Origin of the sequence: Parendozoicomonas verongulae (assembly GCF_009711465.1) — a bacterium.
GTDB lineage: Bacteria > Pseudomonadota > Gammaproteobacteria > Pseudomonadales > Endozoicomonadaceae > Sansalvadorimonas > Sansalvadorimonas verongulae.
The window spans coordinates 1-1,618 of sequence record NZ_SMME01000579.1 but is presented as its reverse complement, the minus strand read 5'-3'; the positions used below and the strand labels follow the sequence as shown (position 1 = coordinate 1,618).

The window sequence follows — 1,618 nt, the reverse complement described above, 5'->3', positions numbered from 1 at the left end:
CAGCTAATCCCGAACAACATACGCCTCAAGTCGTTTAGATGAGATTGCGCGTCTGTGCTTTTCATCAGGCCAACAAACCTCCTCATGCCCAGCATGATAATCAGACAAGTTGCCACCCTGAAGACCCGGCTACTTCATAGGCTATGACGTATCTATCTGGATTCTTCGTGCAACCTGTCCCTGTATCATTGCCGTGAACAACTCATCCCAACTTTCGATCAACCATGACTGGAAGTGCTGGATAATCATTTTCCATAGGTAAACCCGAGCTCCGCGAGGTTTGCCTGACAAGGCCTTTTGAAACTGGGGGCAGGCCAGTTGCTGGATCTGGTCCACAAGGAACGCCAAAATCGTCAGGTAAGCCATATTCGTCGCCAGGTGCTGCTTACCGTGACCGTAGTTATGTTCAAGGTTGTAGCCGTGGTTCTTCAGGGTGTTGAAGGTTTCGTTTTCAATGCGCCACCTCGAGCGCCCTCCTTTCATAATCAGATAAACAGTCTCTTCGTTCAGAGGGAGGTCTGTCACCCAGCACCATGTGTGGCGCTGGCCCTTTTTATCGGTTTCCACATAATCCAGAACATTGACTTGTCCTGGATCGCTTTTGTTCAGCGGTACGCTCTCGGCGTAGCGGTACCAGTGGCGGGTGCCATTATCTTCGCAGCTTTCCAGTCGCTTGACCTGGCCGTTCTCGTCAAGCGTGTCCATGGCTTCGACCAATGAGCCATGATTGCCATCTTTGGCGACAATGATGAAGTGCCAGCCATAGCTTTTGATCAATTCAATAGTGGGAGCGTCAGCGTAGAGCCCGTCGAGAACAATGGCTAACTCAAGGTGAGGATGTTCCCGTTTGGTATGCGCCAGCAGCCGCTTTAGGGCGTTTTTCTCACAGTCGTTTTTGGTGGAACCATCCTGATGGACAATAGGCTCTGGTGCCAAAGGTAATACAACTTTCCTGTCAGGGTGAACAAGGCAGGCTGCCAGCATTTGATGATAATAGGCTTCACTGGGCTTGCCTTCGTTTTTCACGCAACACTCCTGGCAACGGCATTTCCCTGAGTAGTAAAGCCCTGTGCCGTCGACAGCCAGCAGATGGAGGTTTTTGAACTCTCCAACAGGGTGCTTAAAGGCATCGAGCTGGCCACCACGCTGCACTTGGGCAAACAACTTTTTGTAAGGTTTCCTCAGTTCTATCGGGTCGACCGGATCAAGAATTTCACGCATGTGCGTGTCACAGGGAATGCGCCCCTGCACGCGGTAGAGATGCGACAGGTTGTACTGAAGCTCTTCGGTTCTGGCTTCCCGGTCAAAGTCCAGAAGGGTGGCGTACTTCAGGTGCATCATGGCAAAAGCGGACATAAAGGCGTCGGTCAGGGTGATTTTGCCCTTAACGCGATTCGGTCGGTGGTCAGGGACTTGAGACAATGTCTCATGAATCAACCGGATCAGGCTGTCAGCGCAGAGGTGTTTACGTGACTTGGGAGCAGTTGCAGTCATACCAGTCAGCAGGCTTGGGAGGGGCACCTCTAAAATAGACGAAAAAGTTTACGAGAGACTTTTTACCAAACATGGTGCAAAACGTTGGTATGACTGGCGGAAATCAAACCCTCGGGATTTGCTG

At 51.2% G+C, this 1,618-nt stretch carries 1 protein-coding gene; it reads right to left on the bottom strand.

Annotated features, from left to right (window positions below):
• Positions 1-141: 141 nt before the first annotated feature.
• Positions 142-1,494 carry a transposase gene (locus tag E1189_RS01635; protein WP_155158351.1) on the bottom strand — a complete coding sequence of 451 codons (1,353 nt, stop codon included), beginning with the start codon at positions 1,492-1,494 and terminating at the stop codon, positions 142-144.
• Between the last annotated feature and the right edge of the window lie 124 nt (positions 1,495-1,618).

Excerpts from the sequence above, each read along its gene's own strand:
- E1189_RS01635 (WP_155158351.1), bottom strand. The coding sequence starts at position 1,494 with ATGACTGCAACTGCTCCCAAGTCACGTAAACACCTCTGCGCTGACAGC.